The sequence below is a fragment of the Acidovorax sp. Leaf191 genome, from assembly GCF_001424425.1.
Lineage (GTDB): Bacteria > Pseudomonadota > Gammaproteobacteria > Burkholderiales > Burkholderiaceae_C > Acidovorax.
Window position 1 is genome coordinate 1 of record NZ_LMPT01000007.1, and the last position, 17,682, is coordinate 17,682.

15 protein-coding genes and 1 pseudogene are annotated in these 17,682 nt (G+C 65.8%); 11 read left to right on the top strand and 5 right to left on the bottom strand.

Annotation, left to right across the window (positions count from 1 at the left end; all coding sequences use genetic code 11):
• Positions 1-150: pseudogene (locus ASG27_RS27970) on the bottom strand (TorF family putative porin); the annotation flags it as partial.
• 173 nt (positions 151-323) lie between these two features.
• On the opposite strand from ASG27_RS27970, the gene ASG27_RS07165 reads away from it, so the two are divergent.
• The 11 genes from ASG27_RS07165 to ASG27_RS07215 all read left to right on the top strand — a co-directional run bounded on the left by ASG27_RS07165 (position 324) and on the right by ASG27_RS07215 (position 14,420).
• Positions 324-1,298 carry a magnesium and cobalt transport protein CorA gene (locus ASG27_RS07165; protein WP_056414692.1) on the top strand — a complete coding sequence of 325 codons (975 nt, stop codon included), beginning with the start codon at positions 324-326 and terminating at the stop codon, positions 1,296-1,298.
• Between the two features lie 229 nt (positions 1,299-1,527).
• Positions 1,528-1,626, top strand: a complete 99-nt coding sequence (locus ASG27_RS07170; RefSeq protein WP_056414695.1) for a potassium-transporting ATPase subunit F — start codon at positions 1,528-1,530, stop codon at positions 1,624-1,626.
• A 1-nt stretch (position 1,627) separates the two neighbouring features.
• Positions 1,628-3,433, top strand: a complete 1,806-nt coding sequence (gene kdpA, locus ASG27_RS07175) for a potassium-transporting ATPase subunit KdpA (protein ID WP_056414697.1) — start codon at positions 1,628-1,630, stop codon at positions 3,431-3,433.
• Between the two features lie 9 nt (positions 3,434-3,442).
• Positions 3,443-5,542, top strand: a complete 2,100-nt coding sequence (gene kdpB / locus ASG27_RS07180; protein ID WP_056414699.1) for a potassium-transporting ATPase subunit KdpB — start codon at positions 3,443-3,445, stop codon at positions 5,540-5,542.
• A 10-nt stretch (positions 5,543-5,552) separates the two neighbouring features.
• The gene (gene kdpC, locus ASG27_RS07185; protein WP_056414702.1) at positions 5,553-6,125 is read left to right on the top strand and encodes a potassium-transporting ATPase subunit KdpC; all 573 of its coding nucleotides are present in this window, start codon (positions 5,553-5,555) and stop codon (positions 6,123-6,125) included.
• A 45-nt stretch (positions 6,126-6,170) separates the two neighbouring features.
• A complete protein-coding gene (locus tag ASG27_RS07190; RefSeq protein WP_056414705.1) occupies positions 6,171-8,942 on the top strand; it encodes a DUF4118 domain-containing protein in 2,772 nt (923 codons plus the stop codon).
• Between the two features lie 7 nt (positions 8,943-8,949).
• Complete coding sequence (gene kdpE / locus ASG27_RS07195) at positions 8,950-9,654, top strand: two-component system response regulator KdpE (protein ID WP_056414708.1); 705 nt, start codon at positions 8,950-8,952, stop codon at positions 9,652-9,654.
• A 176-nt stretch (positions 9,655-9,830) separates the two neighbouring features.
• Positions 9,831-10,169, top strand: coding sequence for a hypothetical protein (locus ASG27_RS07200; protein ID WP_056414712.1), 339 nt, complete (start codon positions 9,831-9,833; stop codon positions 10,167-10,169).
• Between the two features lie 206 nt (positions 10,170-10,375).
• Positions 10,376-11,494 carry a GNAT family N-acetyltransferase/peptidase C39 family protein gene (locus tag ASG27_RS07205; RefSeq protein ID WP_082493164.1) on the top strand — a complete coding sequence of 373 codons (1,119 nt, stop codon included), beginning with the start codon at positions 10,376-10,378 and terminating at the stop codon, positions 11,492-11,494.
• A 1-nt stretch (position 11,495) separates the two neighbouring features.
• Positions 11,496-13,031 carry a RimK family protein gene (locus tag ASG27_RS07210; protein WP_056414717.1) on the top strand — a complete coding sequence of 512 codons (1,536 nt, stop codon included), beginning with the start codon at positions 11,496-11,498 and terminating at the stop codon, positions 13,029-13,031.
• A gap of 483 nt (positions 13,032-13,514) precedes the next feature.
• Positions 13,515-14,420 carry a DMT family transporter gene (locus ASG27_RS07215; RefSeq protein ID WP_056414721.1) on the top strand — a complete coding sequence of 302 codons (906 nt, stop codon included), beginning with the start codon at positions 13,515-13,517 and terminating at the stop codon, positions 14,418-14,420.
• Positions 14,421-14,534: 114 nt separating this feature from the next.
• On the opposite strand, the gene ASG27_RS07220 is transcribed toward ASG27_RS07215, so the two are convergent.
• From ASG27_RS07220 to ASG27_RS07235, 4 genes are all read right to left on the bottom strand, one after another.
• The gene (locus tag ASG27_RS07220) at positions 14,535-14,951 is read right to left on the bottom strand and encodes a hypothetical protein (protein WP_056414724.1); all 417 of its coding nucleotides are present in this window, start codon (positions 14,949-14,951) and stop codon (positions 14,535-14,537) included.
• A 10-nt stretch (positions 14,952-14,961) separates the two neighbouring features.
• Positions 14,962-16,113: a pyridoxal phosphate-dependent aminotransferase gene (locus tag ASG27_RS07225; protein ID WP_056414728.1), complete on the bottom strand. Its 1,152-nt coding sequence runs from the start codon at positions 16,111-16,113 to the stop codon at positions 14,962-14,964.
• Between the two features lie 153 nt (positions 16,114-16,266).
• On the bottom strand, positions 16,267-17,208 hold the full coding sequence (locus ASG27_RS07230; RefSeq protein ID WP_056165626.1) for a CysB family HTH-type transcriptional regulator: 942 nt from the start codon (positions 17,206-17,208) through the stop codon (positions 16,267-16,269).
• Between the two features lie 71 nt (positions 17,209-17,279).
• Positions 17,280-17,657, bottom strand: a complete 378-nt coding sequence (locus ASG27_RS07235; protein WP_056414731.1) for a sirohydrochlorin chelatase — start codon at positions 17,655-17,657, stop codon at positions 17,280-17,282.
• Positions 17,658-17,682: the final 25 nt, after the last annotated feature.

A 17,682-nucleotide genomic window follows, 5' to 3' on the forward strand; every position in this document is an offset into this window, starting at 1 on the left:
GACGGCCTTGGCCTTGGAGGCGTCCTGGTCCTGGCCACGGAACTTGTAGTTGGTGGTCAGGCTGACGTTGCCGGTGAGCTGGGCGCTGGCCAGCATGGGGAGCGCGGCCAGCAGGGCGACGGCGAGTACTTTGTGAGAGGCGGGATTCATGGCAACAATTGTGGAGAAAAAGACAAGAGCGCAAGCGTAGAAAAGCCCGCGTATAAAGTTCGCAAAATTTGCAGCCCACGCCGTAAATGTTGCGCAAGCCCGTGGATCTGGGGCGTTGTGGCAATGGCAAGATTGCTTGCATCTTCCATTTCAGTGTTGCAAGGGGTGCTGCGGTGTTGATCAATTGTGTTGTGTACGAGGACGGCACCAAGCTGGCCGACATCCCTGTCAGCGAGATCAGCGAGCACGTTTCGCTGCCAGGGTGTTTCGTGTGGGTGGCACTGCAGGATGCGACCCCGCAGGAGCTGGATGAACTGCAGGCCGAGTTCGGCCTGCACCCACTGGCGGTAGAAGATGCCCGGCATGGTCATCAGCGGCCCAAGGTCGAGGAGTACGCTTCCTCTCTCTTCGTGGTGCTGCACTTGCTCGAATCCAGCGGTGCTGCCGATCCGGTGTCACGGCCTGGTGAGCTCAATGTCTTTGTCGGCAAGAACTATGTGGTGTCGGTGCGCAACCGCAGTCAACGTGGATTTTTGGATGTGCGTGCGCGCTGCGAGCAGGAACCCGAGCTGTTGCGCAATGGGCCGGGCTTCGTGCTGTACGCACTCATGGATGCGGTGGTGGACCGCTATTTCCCGGTCATCGATGCGCTGGAGGTGGAGCTGGAAACCATCGAGCAGCAGATCTTTACGCAGGGCGCTGCGCGAGCCAGCATCCGGCGGCTGTACGAACTCAAACAGCGCCTCACGGTGCTCAAGCATGCGGTGGCCCCGTTGCTGGAAGGGGCGGCCAAGCTGCATGGCGGGCGTGTTCCGCAGATCTGCATGGGCTCGCAGGAGTACTTTCGTGACGTGGTGGACCACCTGAGCCGGATCAACACCTCCATAGATTCCATTCGCGACACGATCGGCACCGCCATCCACGTCAACCTCTCCATGGTCACCATCGAGGACGGAGAGGTCGTCAAGCGCCTGGCCGCTTGGGCCAGCCTGTTTGCCGTGTGCACGGCGTTTGCGGGCATCTGGGGCATGAACTTTGACAGCATGCCCGAGCTGAAATGGCGCTATGGCTACGCGGCTGCGCTCGCGCTCATCGCCAGCACCTGTGGCTATCTGTACTACCGCTTTCGCAAGGCAGGCTGGTTGTAGACCCGTCTGCGATCTGCCGACCGGGCAGGCATTTTTACGCCATTTTTACGGCGCGCTCCATAACCTGTGCACACTTTTTACGGCCACCTTCTGAGAATCAAACATACGTTTTGATGCAGGAGTTGTCGATGGACGTGTTATGGATTGCCGCGCTGGCGGCGTTGTGGGTGGTCATGGCTGAGGCCGTGGTTTTGCTGGGCAAGTTCGGTCCGGCCAAGGGGGAGCGTTCATGATCGGCATGGAAATGCTCTACGGCTTTGGCGCCATCGTGGCCTTGGTGCTGCTGGCCTACCTGGTCTTTGCGCTGATCTGCGCGGAGGAGTTCTGAGATGGATACCTCTGCCTGGAGCCTGCTGGGGCTCTTCCTGATCGTGCTGGGCGTGCTGGCGTGGCCGCTCGGCAAATGGCTGGCTGCAGTCTGTGATGGCCGCCTGCCAAGGTGGATGCATGCCATCGAAAAGCCTTTGTACCAACTGGCCGGGGTCGCACCGCATCAGATGATGCACTGGCGCAACTATGCGCTGGCGCTGCTGGCTTTCAATGCCATCGGCGCTTTTGCGGTGTATGGCCTGCAGCGTTTGCAGCACCTGCTGCCGCTCAATCCGCAGGGCATGGCCGCAGTGTCGGGCGATTCTTCGTTCAACACCGCCATCAGCTTTGTCTCCAACACCAACTGGCAGGGCTATGGCGGCGAGTCCACCATGAGCTACCTCACGCAGATGCTGGGCCTGTCGGTGCAGAACTTCTTCTCGGCGGCCACCGGCATCGCCGTGGCGTTTGCGCTGGCGCGCGGTTTTGCAGCGCGCAGCACCGATGGCCAGGGCTTTGTGGGCAACTTCTGGGCCGATGTCACGCGCATCACGGCCTGGGTGCTGATGCCCATCGCGTTCGTGATTTCCATCGTGCTGGTCGGGCAGGGCGTGATCCAGAACTTTGACGCCTACAAGGATGTGGCGACGCTGGAGACAACGGCCTATGAAGTGCCCAAGCTCGACGCATCGGGCCAGCCGGTGGTGGGCGGCGATGGCGCACCGGTGATGGAAGCCAGGACAAGCAACACCCAGACCCTGGCCATGGGCCCGGTGGCATCGCAGGAAGCCATCAAGATGCTGGGCACCAACGGCGGTGGCTTTTTCAATGCCAATTCCGCCCATCCCTATGAGAACCCGACGGCACTGACCAACTTCGTGCAGATGCTGGCGATTTTCCTGATTCCCGCCGCGCTGTGTTTTGCGTTTGGCCGCGTTGTGGGCGACCAGCGCCAGGGGTTTGCGATCCTGGCGGCCATGACGGTGATGTTCGTGGTGGCTGTGATCGCTGTGGTTTCCGCCGAGAAAGTCGGCAATCCGCAATGGGTGGGGCTGGGCGTGGAGCAAACCGCCAGCGCCCTGCAAGCGGGCGGCAACATGGAAGGCAAGGAGGTGCGGTTCGGCATCAATGCGTCGGCACTGTTCGCTGCCGTGACCACTGCCGCCTCATGCGGTGCCGTGAACGCCATGCACGACTCCTTCACGCCCCTGGGCGGCATGGTGCCGCTGGTGCTGATGCAGCTGGGCGAAGTGGTGTTTGGTGGTGTGGGCACGGGCCTCTACGGCATGCTGGTGTTTGCCATCCTCGCCGTCTTCATGGCGGGCCTCATGATTGGCCGCACACCGGAGTACCTGGGCAAGAAGATCGAGGTGCGTGAGATGAAGCTCACCTCGGCGGCCATCCTGGTCACGCCCATTCTGGTGCTGGTGGGCACGGCGATTGCCGTGGCCACGGACGCGGGCAGGGCGGGCATCGCCAACCCGGGCGCGCATGGGTTCTCTGAAATTCTGTATGCGCTGACGTCTGCCGCCAACAACAACGGCAGCGCCTTTGCGGGCCTGTCGGCCAACACGCCGTTCTACAACGTGCTGCTGGGGCTGGCGATGTGGCTGGGCCGTTTCGGCGTGATCGTGCCGGTGCTGGCCATTGCGGGTTCGCTGGCGGCCAAGAAGCGCTTGCCAGTCACGGCGGGCACCATGCCCACACACGGTCCCTTGTTTGTCACGCTGCTGATCGGCACCGTGCTGCTGGTGGGTCTTCTCAATTACGTGCCCTCCCTGGCCCTGGGTCCGATGGTGGAGCACCTGATGCTCCGGGTTCAGTGAGGTATGGCAATGACCAAGAAAAAAACTTCTTCCGTTTCGCTGCTGGATGCAGCGTTGATCAAGACCGCGCTCTGGGGCGCGCTGGCCAAGCTCAGTCCGTTGGTGCAGTGGCGCAACCCGGTGATGTTCATCGTGTACATCGGCAGCATCTTCACCACGCTGCTGTGGCTGCATGCACTCAATGCGCCTGAGGATGCGAGCATGCGCCCGGCGTTTGTGCTGGCCATCACGGTCTGGCTGTGGTTCACCGTGCTGTTTGCCAATTTTGCCGAAGCGCTGGCGGAAGGGCGCAGCAAGGCGCAAGCCGCCTCGCTGCGTGGGCTGCGCAAGGAAACCTGGGCCAAGAAGCTCAAGGAGCCTGTGCACGGTGCTGCGTTCTTGCCCGAGCTGGCCACCAACCTGCGCCGGGGCGATGTGGTGCTGGTGGAGGCTGGCGATGTGATCCCGCTGGACGGCGAGGTGATCGAGGGCGTGGCCTCGGTGGACGAGAGCGCCATCACCGGAGAATCGGCCCCCGTGGTGCGTGAGTCCGGTGGCGATTTTTCTGCCGTGACCGGCGGCACCCGGGTGCTGTCCGACTGGCTGGTGGTGCGCGTGGCGGTGAACCCGGGCGAGTCGTTCCTCGACCGGATGATCGGCATGGTGGAAGCCGCCAAGCGCCAGAAGACGCCCAACGAGATCGCGCTCACCATTTTGCTGGTGGCGCTGACCATCGTGTTCCTGGTCGTTACCGTGACCCTGCTGCCGTTTTCGATCTTCAGCGTGCAGGCGTCGGGCGCGGGCACTGTGGTTTCGCTGACCGCGCTGGTGGCCCTGCTGGTGTGCCTGATCCCCACCACCATTGGCGGCCTGCTGTCCGCCGTGGGGGTGGCTGGCATGAGCCGCATGATGCAGGCCAATGTGATCGCCACCTCGGGCCGGGCCGTGGAGGCCGCAGGCGACGTGGACGTGCTGCTGCTGGACAAGACCGGCACCATCACCCACGGCAACCGCCAGGCCAGCGCATTTCTGCCTGCGCCGGGTGTGTCCAAAGAGCGCCTTGCGCGCGCCGCCTTGCTGGCGTCGCTGGCAGATGAAACGCCGGAAGGCCGCAGCATTGTGGAGCTGGCCCGCCGCGCCGGCGTGGATGGACAGAACCCGCAGGGCGTCACGCTGGTGCCCTTCACAGCCCAGACCCGCATGAGCGGTGTGGACCTGCCCGCAGCCGAGGGGCAGCCGGAATCTGCTCTCACCATGCTGCGCAAGGGGGCCGTGCTGGCACTGGCCAAGCATGTGGAAGCCCTGGGCGGCAAGATGCCCCAGGATGTCATGAGCGCTGCCGACCAGGTGGCCCTGCGCGGCAGCACGCCCCTGGCGGTGGCCGAGGGCAGCCATGTGCTGGGCATCGTCGAGCTCAAGGACATCGTCAAGGCGGGCATCAAGGAGCGCTTCATCGAGCTGCGCCGCATGGGCATCAAGACCGTGATGATCACCGGCGACAACAAGCTCACGGCAGCGGCCATCGCGGCCGAGGCGGGGGTGGACGACTTCCTGGCCGAAGCCACGCCCGAAGACAAGCTGGAGCTGATCCGCAAGTACCAGGCCGAAGGCCGCCTGGTCGCCATGACCGGCGACGGCACCAACGACGCCCCCGCGCTGGCCCAGGCCGACGTGGCCGTGGCCATGGGCAGCGGCACGCAGGCCGCCAAGGAGGCGGGCAACATGGTGGACCTGGACTCCAACCCCACCAAGCTGCTGGAAGTGGTGGAGACCGGCAAGGCGCTCTTGATGACACGCGGCTCGCTCACCACCTTTTCCATCGCGAACGATGTGGCGAAATACTTCGCCATCGTGCCGGCCATCTTCGTGTCCACCTACCCGCAGCTGTCCGCGCTCAACGTCATGCAGCTGGCAAGTCCGTCGTCCGCCATCCTGTCGGCCGTGATCTTCAATGCGCTGGTGATCGTGTTCCTGATTCCCCTGGCCTTGCGCGGCGTGCGCTACCGCCCGGTGGGTGCGGCGGCGCTGCTGCGTCGCAACCTGGCCATCTATGGGCTGGGCGGGCTCTTGGTGCCGTTTGTGGGCATCAAGCTGATTGACTGGATACTGGTGGCCGTCGGGCTGATCTGAGGAGATTCTGATGAAAAACATTCTTCGCCCCGCGCTGGTGCTGTTTGCCTTGTTGAGCGTGCTGACCGGGCTGCTCTATCCGCTGGCGGTGACGGGCGCCGCCCAGGCGGTATTTCCCCAGCAGGCAGCGGGCAGCCTGGTGCAGCGCAATGGCCAGACCGTCGGTTCGTCGCTGATCGGTCAGAACTTTTCAGACCCCGGGCATTTCTGGGGCCGCCCATCGGCCACGGCACCCATGCCGTACAACGCGGCGGCGTCCAGCGGTTCCAATCAGGGGCCGCTCAATCCGGCGCTGACCGATGCCGTGAAGGCGCGCGTACAAGCCCTGCGCGCGGCCGACCCTGGCAACACGGCCCCCGTGCCGGTGGATCTGGTCACGGCCTCGGCCAGTGGCCTGGACCCCCACATCAGCCTGGCTGCGGCGCAGTACCAGGCAGGGCGCGTGGCGCGGGCCCGCAGCCTGCCGGTGGCCAGCGTGAATGCCGTGATTGGCAAGCACGCGGAGCAGCCGCTGTGGGGGCTGCTGGGCGAACCCCGGGTGAACGTGCTGGCGCTGAACCTGGCGCTCGACGGCTTGCGCTGACATGCGTGACATGCTCTGACTTTTGGCACCGATACTTGTTGATGCATGACTGACATCCAGCGCCCCGACCCCGATGCTTTGATTGCGCAACTGCGCGCCCAGGAAGAGCAGACCCAGCGGAGCAGGCTGCGCATCTACTTCGGTGCCAATGCCGGGGTCGGCAAGACCTGGGCCATGCTCAGTGCCGCGCAGCGCGAGCGGCGCGCGGGGCGCGACATCCTCATCGGCGTGGTGGAAACCCATGGTCGCGCGGAAACCGCTGCGTTGCTGGAGGGGCTGGAGTCGCTGCCCCTGAAGCAGGTGGAGTACCGGGGCAGGACGCTTTCCGAGTTCGATCTGGATGCGGCCCTGGCCCGCAAGCCTGCCATCTTGCTGGTGGATGAACTCGCGCATTCCAACGTGCAGGGTTCCCGCCACGCCAAGCGCTGGCAGGATGTGCAGGAGCTGCTGGCTGCCGGCATCGACGTGTGGACGGCACTCAATGTGCAGCATCTGGAGAGCCTGAACGGCACGGTGGGGGCCATCACCGGTGTGCGTGTGCACGAAACGGTGCCCGACACCGTTCTGGACAACGCCGACGAAGTTGTGCTGGTCGATGCCACGCCCGACGAGCTGATCGCCCGCCTGGGCGCTGGCAAGGTCTACGTGCCCCAGCAGGCCGAACGTGCGGCGCAGAGCTTTTTCCGCAAGGGGAACCTGATCGCCCTGCGGGAGATTGCGCTGCGGCGCACGGCGGAGCACGTGGAAGACGATGTGCTGGGCTGGCGGGTGGAGCAGTCGGGCGCTTCCGGCAGCCGCGTGGGCAGTGCCTGGAACACCTCGGGCAGCATCCTGGCCTGTGTCGGGCCCCACGAAGACGCGGCGCAGACAGTGCGCACAGCCGCCCGCCTGGCGGGGCAGCTCAATGTGAAGTGGCATGCCGCCTATGTGGAGACGCCAAGGCTGCAGCGCCTGGGCGCAGCCCAGCGCGACAGGATTCTGGCCGTGCTGCAACTGGCGCAGGAGCTGGGTGCCGAGACGGCCGTGCTCACGGGCGACCGCGTGGCGCCGGCCCTGGCGGCGCAGGCGCTGCATCTGAACTGCGCCACCCTGGTGCTGGGGCGCCCCGCCGCGCGGGCGGGCTGGCGCAAACTTTTCACTTCCAAGGGTGTTGCGCGCGAGTTGGCCGAACGGGCGCCTTCGCTCGACATCGTCGAGGCAGCGCATGCGGGTAGCTCGCGGCGCCTGCCTCGGGCGCTGTGGGACCGCAACATCGGCCTGGATGATGACGGGGATGCGGGCGAGCCCGGCGCAGGGCGTTATCGCTGGCAAGGGTTTTTGTGGGCGCTGGGCGCCAGCATTGCCGTCACGGTGCTGGCGACACCGCTGCATGGTTTGCTGGAGCTCACCAACATCGTGATGCTCTACCTGGTGGGGGTTGTCGCAGTGGCCATGCGTTTTGGGCGCGTGCCCGCAGCGATGGCAGCGTTGCTGAATGTGTTGGCGTTCGACTTCTTCTTCGTCTCGCCGCGCCTGTCGTTCGCGGTGAGCGATGTGCAGTACGTCGTCACTTTTGCGGTGATGCTGGGTGTGGGGCTGCTGGTGGGGCAGCTCACGGCCGGGTTGCGGTTTGCCGCCGGGGTGTCGATCAGCCGGGAGCGGCGGGCCCAGTCGCTGTTTGAGTTGACGCGCGAGCTGTCAGCGGCGCTGGAGACCAGCCAGGTCATCGAGATCGGCGCGGCGGCCGTGCAGGGGCACTTCGGGGGCCGCGCCGTGGTGGTGGCGCTGGACGCGTCGGACCGTCTTGAATACCCCGACGATGTGCCGCCGGGCTTTGACAAAAGCGTGGCGGACTGGACGCTGCGCCAGGGGCAGAGCGCGGGCCTGGCCACCAACACCCTGGCCGCGCAGGCCTGGCGCTATGAGCCGCTGAAGGCCCCCATGCGCGTGCGTGGTGTGCTGGCGCTGGAGCCTGCGCAGCCCCGCTGGCTGCTGATCCCCGAGCAGGCCCAACAGCTCGACACCCTGGCCCGGCAGATCGCCATTGCCCTGGAGCGGGTGCACTACGTGGACATTGCGCAGCAGGCCGTGGTGGACATGGAGTCTGAACGCCTGCGCAATGCCTTGCTGGGCGCGGTATCGCACGATGTGCGCACCCCCCTCACGGCCCTGATCACGCTCGCCGAATCGTTGCAGGTCGCTCCGCCGCAAGAGACAGGCACCGTGGCCAAGGCCATCGTGCGCCAGGCGCACCAGCTCAATGCGCTGGTCAGCAACCTGCTGGACATGGCGCGCCTGGAGAGCGATGTGTCGGGGCAGAGCGTCCATCTGCGGCGGGACTGGCAGTCGGTGGAAGAGGTGGTCGGCTCTGCCATCCGGGCCGCCCGACCAGCGCTGGGCGACATGCCTGTGCGCACCGAGGTGCCCGCCGACCTGCCGCTGGTGGAGTTCGACCCCGTGCTCATCGAGCGCGTGCTGGTCAACCTTCTGGAGAATGCGGCCAAATACGGCGCGGGACCGGTGGTGGTGAAAGCATCCACCACCGACAACATGCTGGTGCTGAAGGTGCGGGACCATGGCCCGGGCCTGCCCGCCTCGGTGCGTGGCAAAGAGCACACTTTGTTTGAAAAATTCACCCGGGGCCAGGCGGAATCCGCCACCCCGGGCGTGGGTCTGGGGCTGGCGATCTGCAAGGCCGTCGTGCAAGCGCATGGCGGTGCGATCTCTGCCGCCAGTGGGGAAGGGGGCGGGGCAGAATTCACGGTGACCCTGGCGCGGCGCGAGCCGCCGCCCGACCCCGGTTTGAGCGAGATGGAGCGGGGCGTTTCTGCCCCTTGAGAAAACAATGCAGATACGTACCGTTTTGGTGATCGAGGACGAGCCGCAGATCCGGCGCTTTGTGCGCAGCGCGCTGGAGGCCGAGGGCTGGCAGGTGCACGAGGCGGGAACCCTGCGCGAGGGCCTTTCTGCCGCAGGCACCCGCCACCCCGACCTGCTGGTGCTGGACCTGGGGCTGCCCGATGGCGATGGGGTGGAGCTGATCCGCGATGTGCGGGGCTGGTCCGCCGTGCCCATCATCGTGTTGTCCGCACGCACCGATGAGACCGACAAGATCGCGGCACTCGACGCGGGTGCTGACGACTACCTCACCAAACCCTTTGGCACCGGCGAGTTGCTGGCGCGGGTGCGGGCCAACCTGCGCAGGCCCCGCGCCGCCACCGGCAACGGGCTGGTGCAGGAGGCGGCGGAGCCCGTGTTCCATTTCGGCGATGTCGAGGTGGACCGCAGTGCGCGCCTGGTGCGCAAGGCGGGTGTGGAGGTGCACCTGACCCCCACCGAGTACCGCATGCTCATGGTGCTGGTGGCGAATGCGGGACGGGTCATCACCCAAAAGCAGCTGCTGCGCGAGGTGTGGGGGCCCATGCGGTCGGACCAGAGCCACTACCTGCGCATCTACATGGGGCACCTGCGCCAAAAGCTGGAGGCCGACCCCGCCCAGCCCCGCCATCTGCTCACCGAGTCGGGGGTGGGATACCGCCTGGCGGTGTAGGGCTGGCGCCAGCCCTGCGCACCCGCGCACATGCGTGGGGAGCCCCGCTGGATTGACAGCGATTTGATGTCCGCCCCCGCATTTTTTACGAACGATTTACGCCGGATTTCCTAGACTGACAGCATGTTCAACACCGGCCACAAGTGCCCCTGCCGGGGGCTCCGTGTGGTGAAAACATGCTGATGAAGAGTTGCCCCAGTATGGGCTTGCACCGGGTTTACCTGTTGCCTCTGGGGGAGAGTGATGGCGATCCCACAGGGTTGGTGCTGGTTCCGTTCACCACGCCGTATGCCGATGGGCAGAGCCTGCGCGCGAGGCTGCAGGCCGTGCTCGGGCAGCAGCTGCGCGGATACAGCCTGGCGCTCGACGTGCCCCGCCACACGGCCAAGGGCACTTTGTACATCCTGCGGCGCGACCTGGAGAGTGCCAAGCGTTGCCTGGCCTCTGGCCTGCCGCAGCTCGAGATTGGCTGCGCGGCCAGCGGGTCTTGCGCGGGGGCACTTTCATGCCACTGAACCATTGCAGCGCGCAGCGGTGCCCAATCATTGAGGCTGGCTTTGTGCGCAGCGCCCTGTGCGGCATGCGCCAGGAGCTGCTGCGCCATGGTTGATTGGATCGCATTGTTGTTGGCCGTGATGGTGCTCGTGGTTCCGATCGGGGTGGGGTGGATGGCATTGAAGCTGTCTGACCGCAAGGCGCACCGGCCCCGTGGGGACTGCCCGTGAAGCGACCACCATCGACGGATGAGCGGGGCGTCGCAACGGCGGGCCCTGCAGATTTACCCGCACTGGAGCAGCTGGAAAACGCCGCGTTCTCCAGCGACAGGATTTCGCGCAGGAGCTGGGGGCGTCTGTTGTTGAGCCCCTCGGCCCGCGTGCTGGTGGTCCGATCCGGACAGACATTGGGTGGGGCCTGCGTGGTATTGCGCCGCGAAGGATCTTCCGTGGCACGCCTGTACTCCATAGCGGTGGCACCGTCCGAGCGGCGCGCGGGCGTGGCCAGTGGGCTGCTGGCTGCGGCGATCCGCGATGCGCGTGATGCGGGCTGTGCGGTGCTGCGGCTGGAGAGCAGGGCTGGCAACCTGTCGGCGCACCGTCTGTTCGCGCGCCACGGCTTTGTGCACACCGGCTGCAAAACCGCTTACTACGAGGATGGCGAACAGGCCCTGTGCTTTCAGAAGGACCTGTTCGATGGCGCATTGGCCCAGGCGGCGGAGTCGTACCAGGTGCGCCACTACGCGCAGACGCTGGACTTCACCTGCGGCCCCTGTGCGCTGCTGATGGCGATGTCTGCCATGGACCCGGCCATGCCGGTGAACCAGGCGGCCGAGATCCGCCTGTGGCGCGAGGCCACCACGGTGTTCATGGCCGCAGGCCATGGCGGGTGTGGGCCTTTCGGGTTGGCGCATGCCGCGCTGGCCCACGGCTTTGAGGTGTCGGTGTATGCGGCTGCCGGTGCATCGCTGTTCATGGACAGCGTGCGCGACCCCCGCAAGAAGGACGTGATCCAGTTGGTGGAGAACGACTTCAGGGCGGCACTGGAGGCGCGCCAGGTGCCGATCCATGCGCGGCCCGTGTCGCCCGACAGCGTGATCGAGCAGCTGCGGGCGGGGCGCCTGCCCATTGTGCTCATCAGCTTGTGGCGCCTGCACCGGCAGAAGACGCCGCACTGGGTGGTCATCACCGGTTTCGACGGTGCGGTGTTTCGCCTGCTGGACCCCATGGCACGTTCCGGTGACCCGGACGGCGGTGTGTCCATCAGTTGGAGTGAATTCAAGAAAGTCGCAAGGTATGGGCGCCGTGGGCGCACTGCGGCCGTCATCCTTTCTGGAAAGAAATAAATTGTCCTCAGAACATGTCATCGTGGTGGAAAAACTGGCCGACTTTCGATGGAGCCAGCCCGACATCAAGGTCATCACGGCAGAGCAATTCGTTGCAGAGCAGCCGCTGCACCGTGGGCGCGTGCGCAAGGTCACCAACCTGTGCAGGAGCTACGGCTACCTCAGCATGGGCTACTACTGCTCGCTGCTGGCCGAGGCGCGTGGTGACCGCGTAACGCCCAGTGTGGACACCATCCTGAGCCTGCAGCGCAAACGCCTCGAGCCGTCGGCGCTGGCGCAGCTGAACCGGCTGATTGGCCCGCTCAAGGAGATACCGCGCTCGGTGAACACGCTGACGCTGCATGTCTTCTTCGGGATCATGGACGACCCGGCACTTGCTGCGCTGGCTCGCAAAAGCTTCGAGCTGTTCCGTTGCCCGCTGATGGAGGTCACGCTGGAGAGGCAGGAGCAGTCGGCCCATTGGCAGATCGGTGGCCTGCAGGCGCTGGACCTGCGCGATGTCGATGCCGCGCGCGACGAGGTCTTCGTGCAAGCCCTGCTCCAGTACACACGGCGTAGCTGGCGCCCCATGATCGCGATGCCCCAGCCGCGCATGGACCTGGCGGTGCTGCACGACCCGCACGATCGTCTCCCGCCGTCCAACCTCAAGACCCTGCGCAAGCTGGTCGATGTGGGGCAGGAGATGGGCATTGCCGTGGAACTGATCGAAAAAAAGGACCTGGCGCGGCTGACCCAGTTTGACGCACTCTTCATCCGCGAGACCACGGCCGTGACCCACCACACCTTCCAGTTCGCGCGCAAAGCCATGGCGGAAGGCATGCCGGTCATCGACGACCCCGCGTCCATCCTGCGCTGCACCAACAAGGCTTTTCTGGCGGAGTTGCTGCGCGAGCATGCCATTGCCACCCCGCTCACGCACATGGTCAGCCGCCGCACGCTGGCCGACATGCAGCACCGGCTGGCCTACCCGGTGGTGGTGAAGGTGCCGGACGGTGCGTTCAGCCGCAGTGTGAAAAAGGCGGAGAACTTTGAACAGCTGCATGGCATCGCCCGGGACATGCTCAAGGAGTCGGAAATCATCCTCGTGCAGGAGTTCATGTACACCGACTTCGACTGGCGCATCGGCGTGCTGGCAGGCCAGGCCATCTTTGCAGCGAAGTACTTCATGTGCGACGGCCACTGGCAGATCCTGCAACACACGGCCAATGGCAAGTACACCGAGGGCCGGGTGCAGGCCATACCGCTGGACCAGGTGCCCCCGCAGGTGCTGGCGGCGGCTGTCAGCTCTGCCCGCCTGGTGGGCGATGGTTTCTATGGCGTGGACCTGAAGGCCACGGCGTCCGGGGTGTACGTGATCGAGATCAACGACAACCCGAACCTCGATGTGGGGGTGGAGGACGCAGCCTTGGGCGATGGCCTGTACCGCTTGCTGCTCACCCATTTCCTCAGGCAGGTGGAGCAGCGCTTCAGCAACAGCCGCGTGGTGGGCGGCCTGGATCACCAGCCCGCCCTGGGCCTGGCGGTGGCTGCGGGCTAGCGCGTGTTGTCCGTTGGCGGGTCGGCACCCGACATTGGCCCGATTGCAAAGGGAGGGTGTGGGCGGATGGTGGGGCTGCTCACACCCGCTCTTTCTTCAGTGGGGACGCGGCAGTGTGTGATTGATTTGCTATCAAATAAGTAGCATATAGCGCTTTGTGGATGCGCGGGAGGCCGCTTTTTCTGTTTTCTTGGTTTGTGTCTGTGCCGCGCTCACCAACAGACGCCAGTCCTGCGCCTTTTTGCCGCGCAGCCCGCACAGGTGTGGGCACGGCGGGGGCTTGGGGCTGGTTCATCATGGCTGCCATGGCAGTTGCTTGTGCCTGGTTGGTGAATGGGTCTGCGACCAGGGCATGCGGGCGCAGCCCCCGTGGCCGGCAGACGGTGCGATGATTGGCGGGCCCTCTGCCGCACTGCCGCTGCCTTGGCATCCTCCCAAATCCAGTGTGGCTGCTGCAGGCGGGCGCTTGATCTTCAGCCCCCCATGACCCAGGCAACACCCCACCAGTCCCCCGTCTCGAATCCGCTGGATTCAATCGCCCCGTTGTTGTTTGTCGCGCTCTGGAGCACGGGCTTCATCGGTGCCAAGCTGGGCTTGCCCTACATCGAGCCGCTGACCTTCCTGGGGCTGCGCTTTGCCATCGTCACCGTGCTCATGCTGGCCGTGGTGGCCCTGGCGCGCGCGCCCTGGCCCCCGGCAGGCAGGGCCTGGGGGCACATCGCAGTGTCGGGCCTGCTGGTGCATGGCGTGTACCTGGGCGGGGTGTTCATGGCCATCGGGCACGGGTTGCCGTCGGGCATCACGGCGCTGGTGGTGGGCTTGCAGCCTCTGTTGACCGCGCTGGTCGCGGGCGCCTTGCTGGGCGAGAAGGTGCGGCCCGCGCAGTGGGTTGGGCTGGGGTTGGGGTTCAGCGGCGTGGCGCTGGTGGTGGCGGGCAAGGTGGCGACCGTGCCTGCCGGTGCCTTGGCGGGCATGCTGCTGCCCGCCCTGGTGGCGCTGCTGGGCATCACGGCGGGAACGCTGTACCAGAAGCGGTTCTGCCCCTCGTTCGACCTGCGCACGGGCTCGGTGATCCAGTACCTGCCGTGTGCCGTTGCCATGGCGGTGCTGGCCTATGCGACTGAAACCATGGCGATCACATGGAGCGGTGAGTTCGTGTTCGCGCTGGGCTGGCTGGTGCTGGTGCTGTCCCTGGGCGCCGTCAGTTTGCTGAATGTGCTGATCCGCCGCGGCGGCGCGGTGAACGTGGCCAGCCTGTTCTACCTGACCCCGCCCACGACCGCGCTGATCGCCTGGGCCGTGTTTGGAGAGACGCTCAGCGGCTGGGCGCTGGCGGGCATGGCGCTGGCGGCTGCGGGGGTGTGGCTGGCCAGGCAGACTGGCCGGTGAGAGGGCCGGCGCTGCCGGCACCTGCGGGGCTGTGCAGGTGTTTGCTATCTATTTAGTAGCTGCTGGCGCCCATTGGGAGCGCGGTACAGCCCTTTTTTATGAGATTCGGGTTTTCTAAACGCCCGGATCTACCGCCAGGATGCTCAGCGGCCCGGCGATGGACAGGCCGCTCAGGCCCGTGGAGGCGCTGAGCGCAGACACATGGCCATCCACCGCCCAGACCTCGATGTGCGCGTCTTTGACGCCGAACCGGCACGACACGGAGGCCAGGCGAAACTTTTCCTTGCGGACAAACAGCACGCCCGCTGGCCACCGGTGCCACAGCCAGCGTTTGCTGTAAAGCTCGATCTGCTTCCAGTCCGACACGCGGCGGATGTTGTTGATGCAGAGCACCTGCTGCGCCAGCAAGCGGGCGTCCGCCGAGGGCAGTGCGGCAGCCGTGGCATCAAGCAGCGCCTTTTCAAACGGCAACAGCTTGTTGGCCGGCGTCGGCGCCACGATGCGCGGGGCCGAAAAATTCAGTGCAGCCACGGTCAGCCCCTCACAGCTTGCGCAGCCGCTCCAGCGCGGCGCGCAGCGTCTCGTCCTTCTTGGCGAAGCAGAACCGCACCACGCGCTGGTCGAATCCGTCGCCGTAGAACGCCGACAACGGAATCGCCGCCACGCCCACTTCGCGGGTGAGCCACTGGCAGAAGTCCGATTCGTTCAAGTCGCTCACGGCAGAGATGTCCACGCACTGGAAGTAGCTGCCGGTGCTGGGCAGCAGCTTCAGGCGCGAATCCGCCAGGCCCTGGCGGAACAGGTCGCGCTTGGCCTGGTAGAACGCGGGCAGCTGCAGGTAGGGCGCCGGGTCCTGCAGGTAGGCGGCCAGGCCGTGCTGCATGGGCGTGTTCACGGTGAACACGTTGAACTGGTGCACCTTGCGGAATTCGGCCGTCAGCGCTGCAGGGGCCGCCACGGTGCCGACCTTCCAGCCGGTGACGTGGAAGGTCTTGCCAAAGCTCGACACGATGAAGGCGCGCGCCGCCAGGCCCGGAAAGCGCGCGGCGCTTTCGTGCTCGGCGCCGTCGAACACCATGTGCTCGTACACCTCGTCGCTGATGAGCAGGATGTCGGTGGGAGCGAGCAGGTCCTCGAGCTGGCGCATCTCCTCGGCCGTCCAGATCGTGGCGCTGGGGTTGTGCGGGCTGTTGATGAGGATGGCGCGGGTGCGGGGCGTGATGGCCGCGCTGATCTTGTCGAAGTCGGGCCGGAAGCTGCCGGGCGTGAGCGGCACGCGCACCGCCTTGCCGCCCGCCAGTTCAATGTTGGGCACGTAGCTGTCGTAGCAGGGGTCGAGCACGATGACCTCGTCGCCCGGGTGCACGACGGCCAGGATGGCGGTGATGATGGCCTGCGTGGCGCCGGCCGTGATGGTGATCTCGGTGTTGGGGTGGTAGGCCCGGCCATGCAGCGTTTCGATCTTGCGGGCCACGGCTTCGCGCAGCACCGGCACGCCGGGCATGGGCGGGTACTGGTTGTGGCCGGCCTGCATGGCCGCCGTGACGGCGTTCACCAGCTCGGGGGCGCATTCAAAGTCGGGAAAGCCCTGGCCCAGGTTGACGGCCTGGTGCTCTGCGGCCAGTGCCGACATCACGGTGAAGATGGTGGTGCCCACGTTGGGCAACTTGCTGGGGAAGGACGGAGTGCTCATCGCGTGGTGTCAATCATGGGAAATCAGCGCGGCGTTTGTCGGCCCGAAGGCCGCGGAGCAGGCCAAGCCAGCGGACGCCTTGGAACTGGCTTTGCCAGGCCACCGGCGGCGTCCCCCTGGAGGGGGAAGCCGCGAAGCGGCTCAGGGGGTGTTTCAAAGTTCGTAGTCGTTGACATGGCCGGTCATCGCGCGGGCGATGAGTTCGCGGCTCAGGCGGTCGCTGAGCAGCTCGGCAAACTTGTAGACGAAGTTGCGCAGGTAGGCGCCGCGCTTGAAGGCCACGCGCGCCACGCTCTGGCCGAACAGGTGGCCCACGGGGCGCACCACCAGATCGCCCAGCGGGTCGTCGCGCATGGCCATCTCGGCCACGATGCCGATGCCCAGGCCCAGGCGCACATAGGTCTTGATCACGTCCGAGTCGATGGCTTCGAGCACGATGCGCGGCTGCAGCTTGCGGGCGGCAAAGGCGTGGTCGATCTTGCCGCGGCCGGTGAAGGAGGGGTGGTAGGTGATCAGGGCTTCGTGGGCCAGGTCATCGAGGCCGATGCGTTCCTTTTGCGCCAACGGGTGGTCGGTGGGCACCACCAGCACGTGCTGCCATTCGTAGCAGGGCAGGGTGACCAGCTCTGGGTAGTCCGCCAGGGATTCGGTGGCCATGCCGATCTCGGCCACCTCGTCGATGATCATGCGCGCCACTTCGTGCGGCGTGGCCTGGTGCAGGCTGATGTTGACCTTGGGGTAGGCCTCGCGCAGGCGGGCCACCGGCACCGGCAGCACGTAGCGGGCCTGGGTGTGGGTGGTGGCGATGCTGAGCGTGCCGCTGTCCTGCGCGCTGAACTGCTCGCCGATGCGCTTCAAGTTGCCCACCTCGCGCATGATGACTTCGATGCTCTTGAGCACGTGCTGGCCCGGCTCGGTGATGCGCTTGAGGCGTTTGCCATGGCGCGCGAAGATGTCCACGCCCAATTCTTCTTCCAGCTCGATGATGGCCTTGGAGACACCGGGCTGGGAGGTGTGCAGGGCCTTGGCCGCCTCGGTCAGGTTGAGGTTGCGCCGCGCGGCCTCTTGCACAAAACGGAATTGGTGCAGATTCATATCTGATATCGCCTAAAGAGTTGCATCATTATGCTGCAACCATCTAAAGAAATCAGACGACCCTGCCGGATTTATCGCTCGGCGGGGCTCTCGCAGGCAATGTCGGCCATCAGGGCGGTCATGCGCGGGTCTTCGCCGATGGCCTGCTGCACATGGAATTGCGTGACGGGGTGGGCGCTGCGCAGCGCCTGCACCAGCACCGGAAGGTCTTCCCGCGCGTGCTTGCCCGTGCCCAGAAACATCGGCACTACGGTGACCTGCGCGGCACCCTGCGCTACCAGCTGGGCAGCGGCCTCGGGCAAGCTGGGGCTGCACAGCTCCAGGTACGCGCAGGCCACGGGCCGCTCGGGGTGGGCGGCGGCAATGCGGGTGGCGACGGCCTCCATGGGCGCGCGCCACAGGGGGTCGCGCGATCCGTGGGCGAACAGGATGATGGCGCTGAGGCTCATGGCAGGGTGGTGTGTTTCAAGGGGG